The organism is Listeria immobilis, assembly GCF_014322845.1.
Classification (GTDB): domain Bacteria; phylum Bacillota; class Bacilli; order Lactobacillales; family Listeriaceae; genus Listeria; species Listeria immobilis.
Window position 1 is genome coordinate 310243 of sequence record NZ_JAASUA010000003.1, and the last position, 18785, is coordinate 329027.

Here is an 18785-nt window from a genome sequence, read left to right on the forward strand (position 1 = left end):
TGTATCTTTAATTCACAGTAAACGTATAGGAATAATAGTGATACAATTTCTTATCAAGAGTGGTGGAGGGATTCGGCCCAGTGAAACCCAGCAGCGGAGCGCAAGTTCTATGCTAATTCCGATCAGAAGTAACATTCTGGCAGATAAGTAGTCGCTTACAATTAGGCGCTTCGATTCTGACCAAAAAACAGAAGAAGCGTTATTTTATTAGCGCTAAAGAGGGGAGTTTTTGTTAGATGAAGAAATTTTTATTAGTGGCAGTTATCTCAGTTTTTGCTTTGGTGCTGACTGCTTGCGGAGGTTCTGGTACTAGCTCAGATAAAGCAAACGGTTCTGGCAAAGCAACAGATGGCGGATCGATTATTATCGGAGTGGCAGGAGACCCAGAAGTTATCAATCCAAACTATGCCTCTGACCGAGTAACATTAACTATTCAACAAGCTGTTTACGCACCACTTTTTTGGGAGGCTGATGGAAAACCAGCGCTTGCGGAAAGCTTAGATATTTCAGATGACAACCTAACTTATACTGTAAAATTGAAAGATGGTTTAACATGGCACGATGGAAAACCGCTAACTGCAGATGATGTAGTATTTACAGTAGATTCCGTTTTAGATACAAAACAAAACAGCCCTAATCGTGGGAATTTTGTTTTTGACGATAAACCTGTAAAAGTAGAAGCTGTTGACGATACAACAGTTAAATTTACTTTACCAACTGTTGCTCCAGCCTTTGAAAATACAATTAAAACTTTCTTCCCTATTCCAAAACATGTTTTTGAAGGGGTAGAAAATATCGAAAAAAGTGATAAAAATAAAAAGCCAATTGGTTCCGGACCATATAAATTTGTTGAGTATAAAGCAGGCGAATACGTTTCCTTAGAGAGATTCAACGATTACTTTGATGGCAAACCAAAACTAGATAAAGTCACTTATCGAATTACCAAAGATCAAAATTCAGCAAACTTAGCACTTCAAAATGGAGAAATCAACTTAAAATCAATACAACCTTCTGAGCGAAATAAAGTAGAAAAGGCTAGTGCGGTAAACATTATCACTTATCCTGAAAACCGTTTGAGTTATGCAGTTTTCAATGAAAATCAACCTGCTCTGAAATCAAAAGAACTTCGCCAAGCGTTATCTTATGCGCTTAATCGCGAGGAAATCATTGAAGCAGCGTATGGTTCGGATGAATATGCCAAACCAGCGTCTTCCTTCCTAACAGAAAACACAAAATATTTTACTGATAAAGTAGAAACATATGAGCAAGATATAGCTAAAGCAAAAGAACTAGTAAAAGAAAGTGGTTTTGATACTAGTCAAAAATTAACCGTATATTATTTAAATAACAGTAAATCTCAAGAGAGCATTGCGCTTTACCTGCAACAACAGTATAAAGAAATTGGCGTAACACTTGATTTAAAACCAACTGATCCAAATGCACTAAGTAATATTACACTTGACCGTAAAAATGCGGATTACTCAATCGCCTTAAATGGTTATATTATGGGGAATGATCCAGATGCATATAAATCTTTATTCCTAAGTGATGCTCCTTATAACTATGCCAATTATCACAATAAAGCTTTGGATGAACTTTGGGCAAAAGGCGCCGTTACAGCGGATGATAAAGACCGTCAAGCAGTGTATGAAGACATTCAAAATACAATTGCGGACGATGCGGTAATTTACCCAATTTCATATGACAATGCAGTACTCGCACTTGATAGCCGTTATGGTGGACAAAAAGCTGCAACACCGCAACCAGTAACAATGTTCCGTGATCTATCTAAATTATATTTAACGGAATAATAGCTAAAAAATATTCATAAAAAATCTGACCTGCCAAGTTATTTTTGGTGGGTTCAGATTTTTACTTGTCATTTTTTGTGTTTTAGATAGGAGATAAATTATGCTAAAAACAATCACAAAACGCGTACTGCAAATTATTCCGATGCTATTTATTATCTCAATTATTTCCTTTGCACTTATAAAATTAGCACCCGGTGATCCGGTAAATTCATTTGTTACGCCTGATATGAATCCCGATGATGTAGAGCGAATTCGACAAAGTTTAGGGCTTGATCAGCCGATTTATATGCAGTACTTTATTTGGCTAGGGAATTTGTTGCAAGGGAATTTAGGTTATTCAATTATTAATAGCCAACCAGTTTTACAACAAATTTTAGAGCGAATTCCAGCGACACTTGGTTTAGTAGGGACTTCCCTTATTTTGACGCTAATATTGTCCATTCCGCTTGGATTAGTGGCGGCGAATTATGAAAACACTTGGATTGATAAAGTACTAAATGGAATTTCATATATTGGGATTTCGATTCCGATTTTTTGGTTTGGGATGATTTTAATTGATGTGTTTTCAATTCAATTAGGGTGGCTTCCGAGTCTAGGAATGCGAACGATTGGGGTGGATTCATTTTGGGATATGGCGGAACATGCGATTTTACCAGTCATTACGCTGACTTTCCAAGGATGTGCGGCCTATTACCGCTACGTTCGGTCCAATACGATTAACCAATTAAAAGAAGAGTATGTATTATTTGGTTATGCAAAAGGGCTTTCTAAAGTACAAGTAATGGGACATCATGTCTTAAAAAATTCCTTGCTTCCAGTTATAACTTTGCTTGGAATGTCGCTACCTCAAGTAATTACAGGAGCGTTTATTACCGAGAGCATCTTTTCGTGGCCGGGAATGGGATCGCTTGGCATTAATGCGATTTTCCAATTAGATTATCCGGTTATTATGGCAATTACACTTTTTTCAGCACTTTTATTAATTATTGGAAATTTACTAGCTGATTTAGCTTATATGATTGTTGATCCGCGGATTAGGGAAATGGGGTGAGGAATGCATGATGCGATTAGACTTTTCGAAAAAAACAATGCAGGAATTTGAGCGAGATGCGGAAGTGGTTCATGCTACGAGAGAACGAACTTTTTGGCGTTATATGTTATCCGACCGCCGCGCTATTTTTGCAACAGGAGTATTGATTTTTATTACCGTTGCTTGTGTTTTTGCATTCCTGTCGCCTTATGACCCTAATGCACTTTCGATTCAAGATAAACTAATGCCACCAAACGCATCGCACTGGTTTGGAACGGATGATCATGGGAGAGATTACTTAACACGTGTTTTATATGGCGGTCGTGTTTCTCTTTTAGTTGGTGTGTTTGCGATGATGATTGCAATTGTTGTTGGGACATTTGCTGGAACAATAAGTGGTTATTTTGGCGGGTTTGTTGATAACATGGTGATGCGTTTCTTAGATATTTTTATGTCGATTCCATCATTTTTCTTATTAATGATTTTAAATGCGTACTTAAAACCAGGGATTTCCAATATTATTATTATTATAGGTTTGTTGTCTTGGATGGAAGTAGCGCGGATTGTTCGAGCGGAAACACTAACTCTAAAAGAGCGAGAGTTCATTTTGTATTCGAAGTCAGCGGGTGGCGGATTTTTCCATATTATGTTTAAGCATATTATTCCAAATGCCATGCCATCAATAGTTGTAGCGGCATCTCTAAATGTAGCGACAGCAATTTTAACCGAGTCGGCGCTAAGTTTTCTAGGGCTTGGCGTGCAACAACCAAACGCTTCATGGGGAAGCATGCTGAACAATGCGCAAGGTTATGTTGGAGAAGCCAGTTATTTGGCACTTTTCCCAGGTTTATTAATATTAATGACGATACTTTCGTTTAATGTGCTGGGTGATGTACTTAGAAAAGGGTTATCGCGTAGATATTAAAATACGGATTTGGTTTTTTCTTTTGCGGGAAATAACCAAATCTTTTTTATGAGGAACGTAACGATTCAAGTTATAATTACTAAGAATAATTCTATTTTTATACATCTTTATCTAAATTTTAATCTTTTATGATGTATGAATATTCAACTTTATTCATCACCCTACATTACAAAACGTTAATTAGTTTGGCGTTTTTGCTAATAGAAGATTGAAAAATTATATAAGACTAGTCTAGTTTATGAACATTTCGTGACTTTTAATTTAATGTGCAAAAATTGTGAAAAACAGCTCTAATTGTGCGATTTTTTCTGAAACCATGCAATATATATTGTGCAGCAATTACGCTAAATTAATGGTGTTTTAGTAGTTAATAAGGGTAAATGGGGCTTTTTACTTAGATTGTTCTGTGCTATTCTCCAATTAGGGAGGTGTGATTATTGTATAGATTATTAAGTATTATTTTTTTTGGAATAGCAGTAATTTGTTTGTTCTTTCCATGGATGTCAAGCGGTGTGGATGCAGAATCGTTTGAATTAGTTTATGAGCCTGCTTATAAATTAATATGGATGCAACCAATTATTATTATAGGATATCTAGGTTTTATTATTACTATTTTTATTCCGAGATTTCAAAAAGGGACTAATAAAATCGTGCCATTTATTGGGCTGTTAGTATTAGTGTTTGGTTTATTAAATTTGGCAGTTAGACCACTGTTTGGATTTAGCACATTTGCATTTAGTATACTAAGTACTTACATTACTGAATTAGTAGAACCGGCATTTATTATCGCAGTATTGGCAAGTGTTGTATCGTTAATTATGTATGCAATATATTTAAAAACGTCGGATGGTAATTTGTTCAATACTAAGTAGGGAACAATATATCATAATGTAGGGCCGAAAAGCTTATCTTATAAACTGCAAATTATACTAGTATAGATGAAAACAAATAAGGTCTCTATTCCGATTTTTGGATAGAAGCCTTATTTGTTTTTTGGTAGATTTAATTTGCTCTACTATTTTTTCACTTCAATAAACTTATAACTATAAGGTGAGCCAAAAGCATGTTTTTGCACACCTGTAATATCGGTTCGTTGCAGTACTGCGGTTTGATGTTGATAAAGAGGTAAAATCGCTGCATCGTCATCTAGTAAGACTTTTTCAGAAGCGACAAATGCATTCCAACGTTCTTCTGGTTTTGTTGCAAGTGTTGTGTCAGTTGATTTAACTAGTTTATCATATTCGGGGCTGTTATAGCTCATATGGTTATTAAAGTAATCTGATAAGAATAGGCTACTGTATGTCCAAGGATCTTTGAAATCAGGCATCCAAGCAGCAAGTGATAAATCATAGTTACCATCAGAAGTCAGCTGTGTTGCGCTTTTCGATGGCATATTTTTCACTTTAATAGTCACACCTGGTAAATTATCTTCAAACTGTGCTTTTAAATAAGCAAAAACAGTTTTAGTAGTTTCTTGGTCATCGCCAAGCAGTTCAATGGTCACTTTGTCCGTACCAAGTTCTTTTTGCGCTTGTTTCCAATATTTTAATGCTTCATCTTTGTTATAAACTAAATGGTCCCCGCTATCTGTTCGGAAATCTGCACCCGTTGTTGGATTTTGAACAAAATCTTTTGGAAGCAGGCCGTTTGCTGGGAAAGACCCATCGCCTAAAATGCGGTCTGTTAACTGTTTTTTATCAACAGACAAGTTAAGCGCATGACGTAAAGAATTATTAGCAAGTGGTGTCGCTTTTCCGTCACGTTTTTGGTTCATACGCAAATAACTTATTAACGCGTCTTTTTCAGTTAGGAAATCTTTTTTATCTTTATATTGTTTAGCGAACTCACCCGAAAGTGGCGCACGATCAGCCTCGTTAGTGTTATAAAGATTGACACCGGCATTAATATCTTTTGCTACTTGAACATCAATTTCGTCTACCTTCACATTATCTTTATCCCAGTAGGTATCGTTTTTAGCGTAAGTCCATTTATTGGTAATATTTCCGCCCCAATCTTTCATTACAAAAGGACCATTGTACAAAGTATGCTCACTATCTGTACCATATTTATCGCCTTGTTCCTTCACATAACTTTCCTTTTGTGGGAAAAATGTTTCAAAAGAAAGCAGTGAAATGAAGTAAGGAACAGGTTTTTTTAATGTAATTTCAAGAGTCGTTGGATCAGTTGCGACAACCCCAAGATCAGTTACAGGTAATTTGCCTTCATTGATTTCTGTTGCATTTTTAATAGAATCTTTAAATAGCGCTGAGTAGCCTGGCGCTGTTTTAGGGTCCACAGCACGTCGCCAAGCAAAGACAAAATCATCGGCAGTTACTTGTGATCCATCAGACCATTTAGCATTTTCTTTTAGTTTAATAGTATATTTCGTTTGGTCGGCGCTGATTTTGGGCATTCCATCAGCAACCCCAGGAACAAAGTTATCTTTTTGATCGAGTGTATATAAGCCTTCAAAGACCTGGTTTTGCGCGGTGAAACTTGCAAAATCTTCTTCAGACGTTGTATTTAAAGTCAGTAATTCACTGGTTTCAAGAAATTTAATTTTGTTCGGGGAAGTTTTTTCAGCCGACTTATTAGAGTCATTTCCGCAGGCTGTTAGTAAAAGTATGGTCAAAATGGCAATAATAGGCAGTGCTTTTTTAAAATGGTGCATAATTTTCTCCCCTTTTATATGAGTATTTAAGGTTATTATAAGTATTCCGATAAGATAAGTCAAATTAATGATTTGCAAAAGAAGTGCTTGACGCATAAAAAATCAAATGGTAAGATATTTCTTGCAAATAAGAATGATTACGTTTTACGCCGATCGCCAAACAAGTGACTAGAATAGCTATGTGGTATAAATCGTAATCATTACGAATAGAGGGGGAATAGTATGAAAAAATGGTCGTTTTTATTTAGTATTATAGCGTGTGTGTTGCTTTTAGCTAGTTGTGGAACGAGTAATGAAGGGGCAAATGAAGCTAAGGATGAACAACTAAAAATAGTAACAACTTTTTATCCAATGTATGATTTTACCAAAAATGTAGCAGGTGAAAATGCTTCAATTGAAATGTTAATTGATGCTGGCACAGAGCCACATGATTATGAGCCAAGTGCTAAAGATATTGCCAACATAGAAACAGCGGATGTATTTATATACAATAGTGCAGATATGGAAACATGGGTACCAAGCGTTTTGAAAAGTTTAGATTCTAAAAAGTTGACAGTTATAGATGCAAGTAAAGGAATTCAGCTAGTAGAAGGAATAGAAGAAGGCGAGGAGCATGAAGGTCATGAGCACGACGGAGAAGCGGCACATCACCATGAACATGATCCGCACGTTTGGTTAAGTCCAGTCCTAGCACAAGCAGAAGTTGTCAATATCCAAAAAGGGTTAGCAAAAGCAGACAAGTCGAATACACCTACATATGAAGCCAATGCAGAAAAATATATAGATAAATTGAAAGCCTTAGATAATGAATATAAAACTGCTTTTAAAGGAGCAAAACAGCGAGATTTCGTAACACAACACGCTGCTTTCCAATATTTAGCTGCAGAATATGGTTTACATCAAGTGGCAGTTGCTGGGTTATCACCGGATCAAGAGCCAAGTCCAGCGCGTTTGGCAAAATTACAAGAGTATATAGAAGCCAATCATATACAAACGATTTACTTTGAAGAAATTGCTTCTCCAAAAGTAGCGAAAACACTTGCAAATGAAACAGGCGCAAACTTGGAAGTACTAAGCCCAATTGAAGGAGTAACAACAGAACAACAAGAAAAAGGAATGGACTACATCTCTTACATGCAGCAAAATCTAAAAGCTTTGCAAAAAACAATTAAATAGGGAAGCGATAAAATGTCATATATTAATGTAAATAAGGTTCGTTTTAAATATGAAACGGAGCCAGTTCTTGAAAATATTTCTTTTGAAGTGAATGCGGGAGAATTTATTATCCTAACTGGGGAAAACGGAGCAGCTAAATCAACACTGCTCCGTATTATTTTGGGAATTTTAAAGCCAGATCAAGGTTCGATTTTATTTGCTAAAAAGAATGTCGATGGTGGAAGACTATTAACAGGGTATGTCCCGCAACAAATAGCTTCATTTAATGCAGGTTTTCCAAGTACAGTCATTGAATTGGTGAGGTCAGGTCGTTTTCCAAATGGAAAGTGGTTTAAACATCTTTCAAAAAAAGACCATGAACATGTTGAAAAAGCACTGAATTCTGTAGAAATGTGGGATTTTAGGAATAAACGCATAGGTGAATTATCTGGAGGGCAAAAACAGCGAATTTGTTTAGCAAGAATGTTTGCGATGGATCCGGATTTATTAATTCTAGACGAACCTCAAACCGCGATGGATAAAAATAGCAAAATTCGATTTTATGAGTTATTGCGACATGAGGCGAGAGTACATCAAAAAGCAATTTTAATGGTAACACATGATAGTGAAGAATTAGAAGGATACGCGGATAAGCACATTCGGCTTGTAAGAAGGGAGGATGTTTCATGGAAATGTTTTTCTATGGATTTATGCAAAGAGCCTTCGAAGCATCCATGATTATTGCGGTTATTGCACCGCTTTTAGGGATATTTTTAATTATTCGCAGGCAGTCCCTTATGGCGGACACACTTTCGCATGTATCGCTTGCAGGAGTGGCGTTTGGCCTAGTTTTAAATGTGAATCCTAATGTGACAACTTTAATTGTAGTGGTTATTGCAGCGCTTGGAATTGAATATTTGCGCGGAATTTATTCAACTTATTCTGAATTATCGATTGCGATACTGATGGCGGGAGGTCTTGCAGTTGCATTAGTTTTAATGAGTTTAGACCAAGGGGGAATTACAACAAGTGTACAACAGTACTTATTTGGTTCCATCGTAACGATAAGTAAGGCGCAAGTACAAATATTACTCATCTTAGGAATAGCAATTATTATTTTATTTCTCGCATTTAAACGTTTTATGTTTGTGCTTACATTTAGTGAGGATGTTGCAATCTCTGAAGGAGTACCAGTTCGTTTAATTTCATTATTATTTAGTGTAGTGACAGGGGTTGCAATTGCTTTTATTATGCCGATAGCAGGAGCGTTACTTGTATCAGCACTTATAATACTACCTGCTGCAATTGGGATGCGTATATCTAAAGTTTTTTTTATGTGTGTCATTAGCGCTATTTTTATTGGCATGCTAGGAATGTTTTTTGGACTTGTATCCTCGTATCAATTTGGAACCCCGCCAGGTGCAACGATTACATTAATGTTTATTTTAATTTTTATTGTTGTCACAATTGGTCTAAAGGTAGCAAGAAAATAACGCGTTACCAGCTTTCTTGAAATTCCTTAACACGAGTATTTAATTCTTCACTTGTAATAATCCAATTTTTATTTTGTTTTTCGATTGTTTTAGCTGCTTTTAAATCCGTTAAATCTTTGTAAAAACAGCTTTTGGATAGGTTGCTATAGGAAAGAAGATAACTCGTTTTAATTTCTTGAGGGAGAATAACTTTGTTGTCATTAATTGGTGTGCCATGAAGAAGTGCCATGTTGTTAAAAGCGACTATAAGTTTATTCGATGCGGAACAGTTAGCTACTATACTTTTGAGGTAAGCGTGGGTGGCTTGATTCTTCATAATGAAAAATTGAAAACCAAAATTTTCTGGAAACATGGATAGAAAGTAAATGATATTTTCCTTAGAATATTGGTATAAGGTGCATTTTGATAGAGTTTTGAAGGTAAACTTATTGGATGAATCATCAAGTAAGGTTAAATAATTTAAAAATGAACCCCCGCTTTGAATGGAATAAATTTTTGAATGAGAAGTAGGATCAATTGAAAACACAGAAACATAACCTTTTACAATAAGATAAATATACTTATTTACGTCAGCTTTTTGTGTTAGTAAGCTGGCGTTTTTGGGTATTTCGATTTCTTTATATTCAATCTTACCTTCCTTAGAAAGCCTAATAAATTCTTGATAATTGTATAGGTTTTTTGTCATTTTATGCTCCTCCATTTTTTCATCTCAACACATATTATTGTACCAGAAAGAACAAATTATAAATTCTTAGCTAGGTACTATTTTTTAGGAAGATGTTTCTAAAATGTGAATAAACTGTGTCTCCTAAAGGTGGAAAAGAGGGACATGGCTTCGTTTAGTTAGAAATGAGTGAGTGATTCACAGGGAAAAGTGTGTTTTTAAAGGAACAATAAAAAGTGTAACGAACACCAGTTCTATGGTATAATTCAAAAGAATGATGAAGGAGGATTTTTGATGAAAACGGTGAAAATTTCTGTTCGGCGTTTAGTAGAATTTGTTCTTAGAAGTGGTAGTATAGATAGCCGAATGACAAGTTCTGATCGAGCGTTAGAAGGGACGAAGATTCATCAATTACTCCAAAAATCAGCAGGCGATGAATATAAGGCGGAAGTTAGTTTGAAACTCGACCGAACTGTTGCTGGTGTGGCTTTCTCATTGGATGGACGTGCGGATGGAATTATAAATGAACGAATAATAGATGAAATTAAATCAACAGAGACGGCTATAGAGGAAATTACTGAAAATTTTCGACCACTTCACTGGGCACAGCTGATTTGTTATGGCTTTATGCTGGCGGAGAATGAGGGACTTTCAGAGGTTGAGCTCCAGTTGACATATTATCAAATAGTAGATGAAGAGACAAAGCAGTTTAGACGTACAATGAGTCGCGAAGAAATGGGCGCTTTTGTAGATGATTTACTTACTAAATACGCAATTTGGGCGCAAATGTCTGCAGCTTGGGAATTGAAACGAAACCAAACGATAAAAGAATTAGCATTTCCTTACAATAGTTATCGGCGTGGCCAAAGAGAACTTTCTATAGCTGTTTATCGGACAGCAGTTTCTGGTGAGAATTTGTTTTGTGAGGCTCCTACAGGAATTGGAAAAACAATGTCGACATTATTTCCAGCTATCAAAGCGATGGGAGAGGGAAAGTCGGATAAGCTTTTTTACTTTACCGCAAAAACAATTACGAGACAGGTGGCAGAAGATGCACTAGATGAAATGCGGCGGAAAGGACTTGCTGCAAGGAGTGTTACTATTACGGCAAAAGACAAAATATGTTTTCTAGATGAGCGCAAATGCGAACCGGACCATTGTCAATTTGCTAGAGGGTACTATGACCGTTTGAATGAGGCATTATTTGATATCTTAGGTCAAGAAGAAGCGATTACTCGGCCGATTATAGAGCAATATGCTAGAAAATATACGCTTTGTCCATTTGAATTGTCATTAGATGTGGCACTATTTTGTGATGCAATTGTTTGCGATTATAATTATTTATTTGATCCAGTAGTATATTTGAAACGATTTTTCAGTGAAAATCTAGGAAAGTATACATTTTTGGTGGATGAAGTTCATAATTTAGTAGATCGTGCTCGCTCGATGTTCTCTGCAACACTTCGAAAATCACTTATTATGCAAGTGAAGCGGCAATTGGATAAGAAGCAGCACAAACGTCTCTGGAATTCCATTGATGCAATGAATAAGGTAATGATTTCGCTAAATAAAAAGCTAGTTGAATCAAATACAACTATTCATGTGAGAAAAGAACAATTAGAAGAATGGAATGAAACAGTGCTTAAGTTTACATTTGTTGCAAAGGATTGGCTACCGCAAAATACACAATCAGGAGCGCAGACAAGCGTCTTAGAACTTTATTTTGAAAGCTTAAGATATATAAAGATTGCGGAACTTTATGATGAAAGGTATACAACGCAAATTACAAGAAGTCGGAATGAGATAGAAATAAAACAACTATGCCTGGACCCAGCCTTTTTATTATCTGAGAAACTAAAACTTGGGACGAGCTCGGTACTTTTTTCGGCAACGCTTAGACCGATTGACTATTATACAAATGTACTTGGCGGGGAGTCAGATACTAGTAGAATGATTTTTTCGTCTCCATTTGAGCAAAAAAACATGCATTTATTAGTAGCAGATTACCTTAGTACTAAATATCAAATGCGCGAAAATAGTATGGAGGGAGTAGTTGAGGCGTTATTTGCTCTTATATCTGGTAAGAAAGGGAATTACTTGTTTTTCTTTCCTTCGTTTCATTATTTAGAAAGGATTTATCAATTATTTAAAGAAAAATATCCAGATGTTCGTGTTCAAAAGCAAGAAAACTCGATGGATGAAGTTGGTCGAGAAGCATTTTTAGCGGAATTTGAAGCTGATAATGTGGAAACTTTGGTAGGATTTTGTGTTTTAGGGGGAATTTTTTCTGAAGGAATTGATCTGCGTGGAGAAAGATTGATTGGTGCGGCAATAGTAGGAGTTGGACTTGCACAGCTAAATCCAGAATCAGACTTAATTAAGGATTATTACAATAAAACAATTGGTCATGGTTTTGATTATGCCTATCAAATTCCAGGGATGAATAAGGTGCTTCAAGCGGTTGGTCGAGTGATACGTGCGGAGTCCGACCGAGGTGTAGTTTTATTAATAGAAGAACGATTTTCAGCAGATCGCTATCGAGCTTTGTTTCCAGCGCATTGGAATCATGCCAAAACAGTGAAAAATACACAAGAAATAGTGCAACAAGTAAGTGAATTTTGGCGAAATGACTAATTTTCTAGTAGAATGAAAGTAATTAGTCACTGTTGGGAGGAAATTATGTATAAAATTATCGCAATAGATATTGATGGCACCTTATTAAATGATGCGCACGTGATCACACCAGTCGTTCGAGATTCTATTAAGGCAGCGAAGGCAAAAGGGGTAAAAGTTGTTTTATGTACTGGTCGTCCGCTTGCTGGAATTAAGAAAAGTTTGCTGGAATTAGATCTTTTAGATATTGGAGATTATGCAATTACATTCAATGGAGCAGTCGTTTTAGAAACTGCTTCCGAAAAAACATTAGCCGATATTACTTTAAATAAAACCGAATTGGAAGAAATCTATGCATTTTGTCATGCCGAGGATGTAAATGTTACTTATTTTGATGGGAAAAACATGTATGTACCAAGCCGAAAAATAACAGAAATTACTTGTCAGGATTCGCTTCTATTACAAACACCGCTATACCATCTGCCAGTAGAAGAAGCCCCTGAGTCCATTCACGTTTCGAAAGTAATGTTGCTAGATTCTCCTGAAAAAATAACGAGTGTCATTAAAAATCTACCTGCAACATTAAAAGAGAAATTTTATATTGTTCGAAGTGTTCCTTACAATCTAGAATTTTTGCAAAAAGGGGTAAATAAAGGTTCCGCATTAGAAAGCTTGGCGAATAAACTAGGCGTGGATCAAAGAGAAGTAATTAGTATTGGGGATCAAGAAAACGATATTTCGATGATAGAATATGCTGGTATGGGTGTAGCGATGGGTAACGCAACCGAGCATATTAAAGAAATTGCTAATTATACAACAACAACCAATAATGAAGATGGGGTTGCAATGGCTATTCAACTGTTTGTATTAGATCGCTAAAAATAAAAACATTCCATGTAAGGTAGGATTTGAATTAAAAATATTGACAGCGCTTTATTTCATAGGCGAAAATAGAAAGATATCAAAGCAACATAGAATGGAAGCTATTTTAGCGCAATTAGAAATCAATGGTTTTTTTGTGGGAGTTTTTCTATTAGCTCTATCTTGCCAAATTAGCTTTCTTTTGTTATTGTTTTAGGAATAGTTTGACATTTTGAAAATAGAAGGGGGTAACGATGTTTGAAAATCACAAAAATTAAAACACATACCATACCAATTCAACTAAGTTCTACATTTAAAACAGCCCTTAGAGAAGTAAATCATGTAAATATAGTGCGAGTATATATCCATTTTGATAATGGGATTGTAGGAATAGGTGAGGCTGCTCCGACACATGTCATAACTGGAGATACAGAAGTAAGCATTAAAAGTGCAATTAATGATATTTTTGCTCCTTTTTTAATAGGGCGTGAACTAGACGAAGAATTAACCATTTTAGATGAAATGAAGGCACTTTTGATACATAATTCAAGTCCGAAAGCAGCGATTGATATTGCGCTTCATGATGCTTTAGCGAAAGCAAATTCTACCCCACTATACAAATTTCTAGGTGGTGGAAAAGTAGTACTAGAAACAGATTATACGATTAGCATCGGCGCACCAGAAAAAATGGTGGATGATGCAAAAACAAAAGTAGCGGAAGGGTTTCGTTCTCTAAAAGTTAAACTTGGTCTTGATCCTGTAGAAGTCGAAGTTGCTAAAATTAGGCAAATGAATGATGCTTTAGGCGGGAAAATCCCATTTCGGATTGACGCAAACCAAGGCTGGACTCCAGAAGTAGCAATTCAAATTTTAAATGAATGGAGTGATATTCCAATTGATTTCGTCGAGCAACCGGTGAAAAGTTGGGATTTCGCAGGGATGGCAAAAGTGACTGCCAACACAAATATTCCAGTTATGGCAGATGAAAGCTTGTTTGGAATTCATGATGCCAAGCGACTATTGGATGAAAAATGTTGTGATTTACTAAATATAAAATTGATGAAAAGCGCTGGTATCAAAGAAGCCCGTGCTATTCGTGCTTTGGCAAATGAGTATAATGTTGATTGTATGATTGGGACGATGATTGAAGGCTATGCAAGTTTATCAGCCGCCGCCCATTTTGCTGCAGCTTCAGAACGAGTGAAATTCTATGATTTAGATGTACCATTTATGTGGAATCTTCAAGGCAAAGATATAACAGACATCGGGATAGAAATCGGCCAAGGTCAAGTGCTTTTAACAGAAGAAAGCGGCATTGGAATTTCTGCATACTAAAGAAAGAAGGGGTAATATGAACAAATTAGTTAGTCAAAGTAATGCATTTCTTTGGAGAAAAAATGAAATGAACCCAGTACTAGAAAATATTTTAAAAGCAAGAAAAACAAGTGATTTAGTACAGGTATCAAAAGAAGATGCGATGAAGCTATATGAAGACAGCTTAGTGGACTCGGATTTGCTCTATAATGACTTGGTAATTGTCGATAAGATAGAGGGGGACTGGGCGAAAGTAGTTGTTCCTTCCCAACATAGCTTCCTAGATAAACGTGGCTATCCGGGCTGGATGCTGCTGGAAGATTTGATAGATGAAAAAAACCCTGCGAACACAGAAGAAAAATTAGCGGTTGTTATACCAAAATCACAAATTACGTATGAAAATGGAGCAACACGAGAAGTATCATTTGGAACACTTTTCTTAAAAAAAGCAGAAACAGAAGACAACTACATAATTGAGACACCTCATGGGGAAGCGTTTATCCCACGCACACACGTGGCACTTCAAAATGAACCGCGTGAAAATATCGGGGTGGATGTGGTTCAAATGGCATTACAATTTTTAGATTTACCTTATGTTTGGGCAGGTATTAGTAGTGCAGGTTTTGATTGTTCTGGTTTTGCATTTACATTGTATCGTACTTGTGGAAAATACATCGGTCGTGACGCAACAGAGCAATCATTTGCGGGAGAAAAGATAGACTATTCGAATGCCGAGCCAGGTGATTTACTATTTTTTGCTTATGAAGAAGGTAAAGGCGAGGTGCATCATGTAGGAGTATACATGGGCAACGATGAAATGATTCACTCGCAAACACCAGGTTCCAAAGTAATTCTCACCAAAATAACCGGCAGCAAATATGAACCAGAGCTTTGTGTAACGGCGCGACATCGCTAAAAAGGGGTGGTGAAATAGTGAAAACAAATATATACCAAAAAATCAACCAAACTTTCGATTCAATTGATTCAAAAGCACTTTATATAACAGATGGAAAACAAGTTCTTTTTGCTGAACAAGAAAATCAGCTTTATACAGCAGCTAGTGTCATTAAACTACCAATTTACTTGTACTTTTTTGAGAAAATTGCTAAAGGTGAGCTAGACTTGCAAAGTGAATTCCAAATTTTACCAGAAAAAGTAGTTGCGGGTGCAGGCATAATTCAAATCCTTCCTGAAAAAAGGACTTGGCGCCTAGAAGAGCTTTTACATTTGATGATTGCAATTTCAGATAATACAGCTACCAATCAACTAATAGAGCTAGCAACCTTTCCAAGTCTAAAAGCGTGGATAAATAAAAAAGGTTGGGAAAATAGTGTGCATATAGAGCGCAAAATGATGGATTTTAAATCAGCTAAGCAAAATAAAATCAGCGCAAAGTTAGCCGTCATTATTTTCCAAGAAATTAACGAGTTAAGTAAGGCACATCCAGACCTAGCAGAAACGATTCGACGACCATTTTTAAATCAGCAACATCGTTCGAATTTGACTGGGACTTTGGAAGAAGCGGGAATTACTGATCTTTTAATGTTAAACAAAACTGGCGAATTAAAAGATGTGCAGCATGATGTCGCCATTTTTGAGTACAAAGGGAAAACGCGGATTGCAGCGGCGTTAACGAACAATACTGGGCTTGAAGCAAATGCAACAGCATGGATGCAAACAGTAGGTAAACAATTATTTGTCGATATAAGCCAAAATGAAAAATAGGGAGGAAACAAAATGAAAAAAAGATTAACAGTATTATGTATCATGATCCTATCTATATCAACCTTTTTAATAGCATGTGGTGGAAATAAAGACGAAACTACTAAGTCAGCAGGCAAAAAAACATTGAGAATTATGGAAAATGCTGAAGTTTCTTCCATGGACTCTACTCTTTCACAAGATGTTCCGAGTTTTACCGAACAAGGTCAAGTTTTTGAAGGTCTATACACTTTAAACGATAAAGACCAAGCAGTTCCAGCCGTAGCCAAAGAGATGCCAACTTTAAGTGAAGATCAAAAAACGTACACTATCCAATTACGGAAAGATGCCAAATGGTCTAATGGAACAAAAGTGACAGCAAATGATTTCATTTTTGCATGGAAAAAACTAGCAAACCCAGATACTGCCGCTCAATACTCCTTTTTACTTGATGGAACAGTTGAAAACGGCACAGATGTAATTAATAGCAAAAAAAGCGTAGATGAATTAGGCGTAAAAGCGCTTGATGATTACACAATTGAAATCAAACTAGAACAACCAGTTCCTTATTTCACTTCACTACTCGCATTCAACGCTTTCTATCCTCAAAATGAAGAATATGTGAAAGAACAAGGTAAAAAATATGCGCAAAGCAGTGAAAATATGATTTATAATGGTCCCTTTACAATGAAAAGTTGGACCAATACCGAAAAAGAATGGACACTAGAAAAAAATCCAGAATACTGGGATAAAAAGAATGTTAAATCCGATAAAATTGAAGTTAGTGTTGTAAAAGCACCAAATACAGCAGTTAATTTATATGATACTGGAAAACTAGATGTAGCAACACTTTCAGGTGATTATGCTGCACAAAAAAGCAACGACAAAGATTATCATTCCGAGCTTGATGCTTATGTGACACATTTAAAATTAAATCAAGCAATTGGCGGAAAAGAAACACCACTTGCAAACGAAAATCTGCGAAAAGCGCTATCCCTTGCTGTAAATAAAGAATCGCTTACTAAGAAAATTTTAGCAGATGGTTCTAAAGCGATTTACGGTTATGTTCCAGAAAAATTTGTCACTAATCCAGAAACTGGTGAAGATTTCCGCAAAGAAAGTGGCAACTACATGGAGCAAGATGAAGCAAAAGCAAAAACGTATTTTGAAAAAGCAAAACAAGAGCTTGGTGAAGAAGCGATTACTGTTGAGCTACTAAATTCAGACTTAGAATCTAGTAAAAAAGTAGGCGAATACTTGCAAGACCAACTAGAAACCGCACTTCCTGGGCTTAAAATAAATTTAAAAACAGTTCCTAAAAAGAACTTGCTACAATTAACGAGAGAGCAAAATTACGAAATCGTTCTTTCTAATTGGGGTCCAGATTTTCAAGATCCATTAACATTCTTAGGAAACTACACAACTGGCAATACTTACAACGCGAGTGGCTATTCAAACACGGATTACGATAAAATGATAAATGCAACTTCAACCACACTAACAACCGAAGCTGAAAAACGTTGGGAAACATTTATTGATGCAGAGAAATTGCTTATCGAAACGGATGCAGCAATGATTCCGCTTTATCAAACGGCTGTATGTAATTTGAAACAAGACACAGTCAAAGGAATCGTTCACCATAACTTTGGTACAAGCTTTTCTTATAAAGGTGCATACGTAGAATAGAAGGAGCGAAACAAAATGAAACTTTGGATTTCCGTAGATATGGAAGGGATAAATGGACTACCCGATGATACTTTTGTAGATTCTAGTATGCGAAACTATACTAGAGGACAAAAAATAATGACGAGCGAAACAAACTGGGTAGTGGAAGAAGCCCTTAAAGCCGGCTACGATGATATTTTGGTAAACGACAGCCATTCCAAAATGAACAATATTTTAATAGAAGATTTACACAAAGAAGCACGTCTAATAACTGGTGATGTAAAACCGTTTTCGATGGTGCAGGGACTAGATGCTAGTGCTGACGCAGCCATTTTTATAGGTTATCATTCTCGAGCAGGACAGCCGGGAGTGATGAGCCACTCAATGACTTCTGGGGTACGGAATTTTTACATTAATGATGTAGTGGTAGGAGAATTTGGTTTAAATGCATATGTTGCAGGGGCATTTGGAGTATCAGTTATTCTAGTTGCAGGTGATGATTATATTGCTGCCGAAGCGAAAGCGTTAATTCCGGGCATCGAAACAGCTGTAGTCAAAGAAGCAGTCTCTCGTTCTTCTGCAATAGCGTTTTCTTTAGCAAAATCAGAAGCTATTATTCGTGAGAAAGTCGAGATAGCACTACAAAACAAACGAGCAGGAATACTCACTCCACCAGAAAAACCTATCTTAAAAATCGAGTTTTGCAACTACGGACAGGCTGAATGGGCTGCACTAATACCTGGAACGAAAATAATTGATGAAACGACAGTCCAATTTGAAGCTAATGATATATTAGAAGCTTATCAAGCAATGGTTGCAATGACTGAATTAGCAATGAAATGCGCATTCTCATAAGATTTGAAGGAGGCACTTTAATAGTGT

Annotated in this window: 16 protein-coding genes and 1 riboswitch; of the genes, 14 read left to right on the forward strand and 2 right to left on the reverse strand. The window is 36.3% G+C overall.

The window, feature by feature from the left end; translation table 11 throughout:
* The first annotated feature begins 47 nt into the window (after positions 1–47).
* Positions 48–150: riboswitch (SAM riboswitch) on the forward strand.
* A gap of 86 nt (positions 151–236) precedes the next feature.
* From HCJ45_RS06300 to HCJ45_RS06315, 4 genes are all read left to right on the forward strand, one after another.
* On the forward strand, positions 237–1811 hold the full coding sequence (locus HCJ45_RS06300; RefSeq protein WP_187124245.1) for an ABC transporter substrate-binding protein: 1575 nt from the start codon (positions 237–239) through the stop codon (positions 1809–1811).
* Between the two features lie 100 nt (positions 1812–1911).
* The gene (locus tag HCJ45_RS06305) at positions 1912–2862 is read left to right on the forward strand and encodes an ABC transporter permease (RefSeq protein WP_185380465.1); all 951 of its coding nucleotides are present in this window, start codon (positions 1912–1914) and stop codon (positions 2860–2862) included.
* Between the two features lie 10 nt (positions 2863–2872).
* Positions 2873–3766, forward strand: a complete 894-nt coding sequence (locus tag HCJ45_RS06310) for an ABC transporter permease (protein ID WP_185380497.1) — start codon at positions 2873–2875, stop codon at positions 3764–3766.
* Positions 3767–4203: 437 nt separating this feature from the next.
* Positions 4204–4638: a hypothetical protein gene (locus HCJ45_RS06315; RefSeq protein WP_187124246.1), complete on the forward strand. Its 435-nt coding sequence runs from the start codon at positions 4204–4206 to the stop codon at positions 4636–4638.
* Between the two features lie 143 nt (positions 4639–4781).
* Here the strand turns inward: HCJ45_RS06315 and HCJ45_RS06320 are convergent, their stop codons facing one another.
* The gene (locus tag HCJ45_RS06320) at positions 4782–6437 is read right to left on the reverse strand and encodes a peptide ABC transporter substrate-binding protein (protein ID WP_187124247.1); all 1656 of its coding nucleotides are present in this window, start codon (positions 6435–6437) and stop codon (positions 4782–4784) included.
* 222 nt (positions 6438–6659) lie between these two features.
* On the opposite strand from HCJ45_RS06320, the gene HCJ45_RS06325 reads away from it, so the two are divergent.
* The 3 genes from HCJ45_RS06325 to HCJ45_RS06335 are packed head-to-tail and all read left to right on the forward strand — an operon-like array spanning position 6660 to position 9085.
* On the forward strand, positions 6660–7613 hold the full coding sequence (locus tag HCJ45_RS06325; protein WP_187124248.1) for a metal ABC transporter substrate-binding protein: 954 nt from the start codon (positions 6660–6662) through the stop codon (positions 7611–7613).
* Between the two features lie 12 nt (positions 7614–7625).
* Positions 7626–8330 (forward strand): metal ABC transporter ATP-binding protein, encoded by a 705-nt coding sequence (locus tag HCJ45_RS06330; RefSeq protein ID WP_187124249.1) that lies wholly within the window; start codon positions 7626–7628, stop codon positions 8328–8330.
* Positions 8279–9085, forward strand: coding sequence for a metal ABC transporter permease (locus HCJ45_RS06335; protein ID WP_187124250.1), 807 nt, complete (start codon positions 8279–8281; stop codon positions 9083–9085). The genes HCJ45_RS06330 and HCJ45_RS06335 overlap by 52 nt, the downstream gene beginning before the upstream one ends.
* 4 nt (positions 9086–9089) lie before the next feature.
* On the opposite strand, the gene HCJ45_RS06340 is transcribed toward HCJ45_RS06335, so the two are convergent.
* Positions 9090–9770, reverse strand: coding sequence for a Crp/Fnr family transcriptional regulator (locus HCJ45_RS06340; RefSeq protein ID WP_187124251.1), 681 nt, complete (start codon positions 9768–9770; stop codon positions 9090–9092).
* A gap of 273 nt (positions 9771–10043) precedes the next feature.
* Here HCJ45_RS06340 and HCJ45_RS06345 point away from each other — a divergent pair, with 273 nt between their 5' ends.
* The 7 genes from HCJ45_RS06345 to HCJ45_RS06375 all read left to right on the forward strand — a co-directional run bounded on the left by HCJ45_RS06345 (position 10044) and on the right by HCJ45_RS06375 (position 18758).
* Positions 10044–12383 (forward strand): ATP-dependent DNA helicase, encoded by a 2340-nt coding sequence (locus tag HCJ45_RS06345; protein WP_187124252.1) that lies wholly within the window; start codon positions 10044–10046, stop codon positions 12381–12383.
* Between the two features lie 45 nt (positions 12384–12428).
* Complete coding sequence (gene yidA, locus HCJ45_RS06350; protein ID WP_187124253.1) at positions 12429–13241, forward strand: sugar-phosphatase; 813 nt, start codon at positions 12429–12431, stop codon at positions 13239–13241.
* Between the two features lie 240 nt (positions 13242–13481).
* Positions 13482–14558, forward strand: coding sequence for a dipeptide epimerase (locus tag HCJ45_RS06355; protein WP_187124254.1), 1077 nt, complete (start codon positions 13482–13484; stop codon positions 14556–14558).
* A 16-nt stretch (positions 14559–14574) separates the two neighbouring features.
* Positions 14575–15453, forward strand: a complete 879-nt coding sequence (locus tag HCJ45_RS06360) for a C40 family peptidase (protein ID WP_187124255.1) — start codon at positions 14575–14577, stop codon at positions 15451–15453.
* A 17-nt stretch (positions 15454–15470) separates the two neighbouring features.
* Complete coding sequence (locus HCJ45_RS06365; RefSeq protein ID WP_187124256.1) at positions 15471–16262, forward strand: serine hydrolase; 792 nt, start codon at positions 15471–15473, stop codon at positions 16260–16262.
* A gap of 12 nt (positions 16263–16274) precedes the next feature.
* Complete coding sequence (locus HCJ45_RS06370; RefSeq protein ID WP_187124257.1) at positions 16275–17924, forward strand: peptide ABC transporter substrate-binding protein; 1650 nt, start codon at positions 16275–16277, stop codon at positions 17922–17924.
* Positions 17925–17939: 15 nt separating this feature from the next.
* On the forward strand, positions 17940–18758 hold the full coding sequence (locus HCJ45_RS06375) for a M55 family metallopeptidase (protein WP_187124258.1): 819 nt from the start codon (positions 17940–17942) through the stop codon (positions 18756–18758).
* The last annotated feature ends 27 nt before the right edge of the window (positions 18759–18785 follow it).

What these genes read in the sequence shown, in the direction of transcription:
- HCJ45_RS06300 (WP_187124245.1), top strand. Translation starts at nt 237, where the DNA reads ATGAAGAAATTTTTATTAGTGGCAGTTATCTCAGTTTTTGCTTTGGTG.
- HCJ45_RS06305 (WP_185380465.1), top strand. Translation starts at nt 1,912, where the DNA reads ATGCTAAAAACAATCACAAAACGCGTACTGCAAATTATTCCGATGCTA.
- HCJ45_RS06310 (WP_185380497.1), top strand. Translation starts at nt 2,873, where the DNA reads ATGCGATTAGACTTTTCGAAAAAAACAATGCAGGAATTTGAGCGAGAT.
- HCJ45_RS06320 (WP_187124247.1), bottom strand. Translation starts at nt 6,437, where the DNA reads ATGCACCATTTTAAAAAAGCACTGCCTATTATTGCCATTTTGACCATA.
- HCJ45_RS06325 (WP_187124248.1), top strand. Translation starts at nt 6,660, where the DNA reads ATGAAAAAATGGTCGTTTTTATTTAGTATTATAGCGTGTGTGTTGCTT.
- HCJ45_RS06330 (WP_187124249.1), top strand. Translation starts at nt 7,626, where the DNA reads ATGTCATATATTAATGTAAATAAGGTTCGTTTTAAATATGAAACGGAG.
- HCJ45_RS06335 (WP_187124250.1), top strand. Translation starts at nt 8,279, where the DNA reads ATGGAAATGTTTTTCTATGGATTTATGCAAAGAGCCTTCGAAGCATCC.
- HCJ45_RS06340 (WP_187124251.1), bottom strand. Translation starts at nt 9,770, where the DNA reads ATGACAAAAAACCTATACAATTATCAAGAATTTATTAGGCTTTCTAAG.
- HCJ45_RS06345 (WP_187124252.1), top strand. Translation starts at nt 10,044, where the DNA reads ATGAAAACGGTGAAAATTTCTGTTCGGCGTTTAGTAGAATTTGTTCTT.
- yidA (WP_187124253.1), top strand. Translation starts at nt 12,429, where the DNA reads ATGTATAAAATTATCGCAATAGATATTGATGGCACCTTATTAAATGAT.
- HCJ45_RS06360 (WP_187124255.1), top strand. Translation starts at nt 14,575, where the DNA reads ATGAACAAATTAGTTAGTCAAAGTAATGCATTTCTTTGGAGAAAAAAT.
- HCJ45_RS06370 (WP_187124257.1), top strand. Translation starts at nt 16,275, where the DNA reads ATGAAAAAAAGATTAACAGTATTATGTATCATGATCCTATCTATATCA.
- HCJ45_RS06375 (WP_187124258.1), top strand. Translation starts at nt 17,940, where the DNA reads ATGAAACTTTGGATTTCCGTAGATATGGAAGGGATAAATGGACTACCC.